The following is a 4,160-nucleotide window of genomic DNA, read 5'->3' on the forward strand; positions in this document are numbered from 1 at the left end:
GCGCTCGTCGTCGGGATGGACGGCGATGCCGCTGTCGCCCAGCATGGTTTCGGGCCGCGTCGTCGCCACGGTGACGAAGTCGTCGGTGCCTTCGATGGGATAGCGGATGTGCCAGAGGTGGCCCTTCACCTCGCGGCTCTCGACCTCGAGGTCGGAAATCGCGGTGAGAAGCTGCGGGTCCCAGTTGACCAGGCGCTTGTCCTTGTAGAGCAGGCCGTCGCGGTACAGGGTGACGAAGACCTTGCGCACCGCGGCGCTCAGGCCCTCGTCCATGGTGAAGCGTTCGCGGCTCCAGTCGCACGACGCCCCCAGCCGGCGCAACTGGCCGGTGATGGTACCGCCCGAGACTTCCTTCCAGGCCCAGACGCGCTTGATGAATTCTGCGCGGCCGAGGTCCCGGCGCGAGCGGTTCTCGCCCGATTGGGCCAGTTGGCGTTCCACCACCATCTGGGTGGCGATGCCGGCATGGTCGGTACCCGGCTGCCACAGCACGTCACGCCCGCGCATCCGCTGCAGGCGCACCAAAATGTCTTGCAGCGTGTTGTTCAGGGCGTGGCCCATGTGCAGGCTGCCGGTGACGTTGGGCGGCGGGATCACGATGGTGTAGGGCTCACCACCGGTGCGCTTGCCCACGCCGAAGGCGCCCGAGGCCTCCCACTGGGCATAGAGGCGGGGTTCGACGGCGGCGGGGTCGTAGGTCTTCTTAAGCATGACGTATCTCGATAGCGCAGCCGCCACGCCTTGTCGGCGCGGCCGGCGCAATGCGGCGGGGCGTGACGCCCCAGGATTCAGAGGTTGGGATCGCGCCCGGAAATGCGCGCCAGTTCCTCGGCCACGCAACGCTCGACGATCCCGGCCAGGTGGGTATCCAGCCAATCCTTGAGCATCGGCCGCAGCAGGTCCTCGACCACCTCCTCGACCGAGCGGGCGTCGCCGTCCGCGCGGCGCGTCCCGGCCGGCGGCCGGCTGGCCTGGGCGACCTGGGCAAAGGCATTGCGGGCCTGGCTTGCGATCGTTTCCGATACCAGGCGTTCAGCGGGCGGCACGGCACCGGACATCGGGCTGTCCTTCTCGTTCAAGAGCATCGGCGGGACGGGCTCGTCTTCATCGTCTTCCGCCACGAAATTCTGCAGGGGTGCCGGATCCGGCACCAGCGCCGGACCGGCGAAGGGGGCGTCGGCAGGCGTATCGGGTTCGGGATGGGGGCTCAGCGAGACGACGCTGCCGTCGTCGGCCACCATCTCGGTCAGGTCGAGGATTTCGCCGGGGGTGTCCCTGGGCGCGTCCCTCGGAGCGTCTCTAGGGGCATCGCCGGCCGGCTCGGCATCGGTGGCGGCCCCCTCGGGCCGACCGTCGCCGTCTTCGGCGATGATCCGCCGAATCGAGGCCAGAATCTCTTCCATGGTCGGGTCGGCGGCACCCTTTGCGCCCTCGCCTTCCCGCTTCAACTCATCCGTCATCTCTTAATCCCCGCCGCTCAGGCGTCCCCAGCGACCGCCCAAGCTACGGCACGCACCCACCGAAAGAAAGAGGCGGCGCGTTTTCTGTCAACGGCGTGTCATCAATCGAAGCCGAACCAGCGGCCGCGGCTCTCGTCATAGTGCTTCACGGGATCGTAGCGGTCGCCCGACAGATTCAGGTTCTGGGCGGTCAGGCGGCCCACGGCGGACAGCAAGGTGAAGGCGGCGATATATTCGTCGCCCTGGGCCCGCACCAGGGCGACCTGGGAATTGAGCAATTCCTGTTCGGCGTTCAAGACATCGAGCACGGTGCGCGAGCCGACCGAGGATTCCTGCCGCACGCCTTCCAGCGCTAGGCTGTTGGCGGCGACCGCCTGCTTCTGCGAGACGATCACGGCCCGCGCCGCTTCGAGCTGGTCGAAAGCGTTCGAGGCCGACTCGATCACCGTGCGCTGGGTCTCGGAGACCTGCGACAGGCGCTGGCTGGCGGTTTGCTGGTTCTGGCGGATGGTGGCGTATTCGGCGCCGGACTGGTACAGCGGCACGGTCACCTGGACCTGCAAGGCCGCTTGATCCGTGCGCGATCCATTGGTGCTCTGTTCTTCGGCCCGCGATAATTCGGCCACCAGATCCACCAATGGATCGCGCACGGATCAAGCGGCCTTGCAGGTCCAGGTGACCGTGCCGCTGTACCAGTCCGGCGCCGAATACGCCACCATCCGCCAGAACCAGCAAACCGCCAGCCAGCGCCTGTCGCAGGTCTCCGAGACCCAGCGCACGGTGATCGAGTCGGCCTCGAACGCTTTCGACCAGCTCGAAGCGGCGCGGGCCGTGATCGTCTCGCAGAAGCAGGCGGTCGCCGCCAACAGCCTAGCGCTGGAAGGCGTGCGGCAGGAATCCTCGGTCGGCTCGCGCACCGTGCTCGATGTCTTGAACGCCGAACAGGAATTGCTCAATTCCCAGGTCGCCCTGGTGCGGGCCCAGGGCGACGAATATATCGCCGCCTTCACCTTGCTGTCCGCCGTGGGCCGCCTGACCGCCCAGAACCTGAATCTGTCGGGCGACCGCTACGATCCCGTGAAGCACTATGACGAGAGCCGCGGCCGCTGGTTCGGCTTCGATTGATGACACGCCGTTGACAGAAAACGCGCCCGCCTCTTTCTTTCGGTGGGTGCGTGCCGTAGCTTGGGCGGTCGCTGGGGACGCCTGAGCGGCGGGGATTAAGAGATGACGGATGAGTTGAAGCGGGAAGGCGAGGGCGCAAAGGGTGCCGCCGACCCGACCATGGAAGAGATTCTGGCCTCGATTCGGCGGATCATCGCCGAAGACGGCGACGGTCGGCCCGAGGGGGCCGCCACCGATGCCGAGCCGGCCGGCGATGCCCCTAGAGACGCTCCGAGGGACGCGCCCAGGGACACCCCCGGCGAAATCCTCGACCTGACCGAGATGGTGGCCGACGACGGCAGCGTCGTCTCGCTGAGCCCCCATCCCGAACCCGATACGCCTGCCGACGCCCCCTTCGCCGGTCCGGCGCTGGTGCCGGATCCGGCACCCCTGCAGAATTTCGTGGCGGAAGACGATGAAGACGAGCCCGTCCCGCCGATGCTCTTGAACGAGAAGGACAGCCCGATGTCCGGTGCCGTGCCGCCCGCTGAACGCCTGGTATCGGAAACGATCGCAAGCCAGGCCCGCAATGCCTTTGCCCAGGTCGCCCAGGCCAGCCGGCCGCCGGCCGGGACGCGCCGCGCGGACGGCGACGCCCGCTCGGTCGAGGAGGTGGTCGAGGACCTGCTGCGGCCGATGCTCAAGGATTGGCTGGATACCCACCTGGCCGGGATCGTCGAGCGTTGCGTGGCCGAGGAACTGGCGCGCATTTCCGGGCGCGATCCCAACCTCTGAATCCTGGGGCGTCACGCCCCGCCGCATTGCGCCGGCCGCGCCGACAAGGCGTGGCGGCTGCGCTATCGAGATACGTCATGCTTAAGAAGACCTACGACCCCGCCGCCGTCGAACCCCGCCTCTATGCCCAGTGGGAGGCCTCGGGCGCCTTCGGCGTGGGCAAGCGCACCGGTGGTGAGCCCTACACCATCGTGATCCCGCCGCCCAACGTCACCGGCAGCCTGCACATGGGCCACGCCCTGAACAACACGCTGCAAGACATTTTGGTGCGCCTGCAGCGGATGCGCGGGCGTGACGTGCTGTGGCAGCCGGGTACCGACCATGCCGGCATCGCCACCCAGATGGTGGTGGAACGCCAACTGGCCCAATCGGGCGAGAACCGCTCGCGCCGGGACCTCGGCCGCGCAGAATTCATCAAGCGCGTCTGGGCCTGGAAGGAAGTCTCGGGCGGTACCATCACCGGCCAGTTGCGCCGGCTGGGGGCGTCGTGCGACTGGAGCCGCGAACGCTTCACCATGGACGAGGGCCTGAGCGCCGCGGTGCGCAAGGTCTTCGTCACCCTGTACCGCGACGGCCTGCTCTACAAGGACAAGCGCCTGGTCAACTGGGACCCGCAGCTTCTCACCGCGATTTCCGACCTCGAGGTCGAGAGCCGCGAGGTGAAGGGCCACCTCTGGCACATCCGCTATCCCATCGAAGGCACCGACGACTTCGTCACCGTGGCGACGACGCGGCCCGAAACCATGCTGGGCGACAGCGGCATCGCCGTCCATCCCGACGACGAGCGCTACCGCCACCTGG

6 protein-coding genes are annotated in these 4,160 nt (G+C 67.7%); 3 read left to right on the forward strand and 3 right to left on the reverse strand.

All coding sequences use genetic code 11. From position 1 onward, the window contains the following. The 3 genes from D3874_RS00005 to D3874_RS00015 all read right to left on the reverse strand — a co-directional run. Positions 1-711 (reverse strand): class I tRNA ligase family protein (locus tag D3874_RS00005; RefSeq protein WP_147385461.1); only part of this gene is annotated, 711 nt, incomplete at its 3' end. A gap of 77 nt (positions 712-788) precedes the next feature. Continuing rightward, positions 789-1,460, reverse strand: coding sequence for a DUF2497 domain-containing protein (locus tag D3874_RS00010; RefSeq protein ID WP_119775134.1), 672 nt, complete (start codon positions 1,458-1,460; stop codon positions 789-791). Positions 1,461-1,561: 101 nt separating this feature from the next. Then, a complete protein-coding gene (locus D3874_RS00015; RefSeq protein ID WP_158595744.1) occupies positions 1,562-2,086 on the reverse strand; it encodes a TolC family protein in 525 nt (174 codons plus the stop codon). Between the two features lie 49 nt (positions 2,087-2,135). Between D3874_RS00015 and D3874_RS00020 the strand changes: the two genes are divergently transcribed. The 3 genes from D3874_RS00020 to D3874_RS00030 form a co-directional block, all read left to right on the forward strand. Further along, the gene (locus D3874_RS00020; RefSeq protein ID WP_233559761.1) at positions 2,136-2,585 is read left to right on the forward strand and encodes a TolC family protein; all 450 of its coding nucleotides are present in this window, start codon (positions 2,136-2,138) and stop codon (positions 2,583-2,585) included. Between the two features lie 102 nt (positions 2,586-2,687). Then, entirely contained in the window at positions 2,688-3,359 is a 672-nt protein-coding gene (locus D3874_RS00025; RefSeq protein WP_119775134.1) for a DUF2497 domain-containing protein, read from the forward strand. A gap of 77 nt (positions 3,360-3,436) precedes the next feature. Further along, positions 3,437-4,160 (forward strand): class I tRNA ligase family protein (locus D3874_RS00030; protein ID WP_147385462.1); only part of this gene is annotated, 724 nt, incomplete at its 3' end.

The organism is Oleomonas cavernae, assembly GCF_003590945.1.
GTDB lineage: Bacteria > Pseudomonadota > Alphaproteobacteria > Zavarziniales > Zavarziniaceae > Zavarzinia > Zavarzinia cavernae.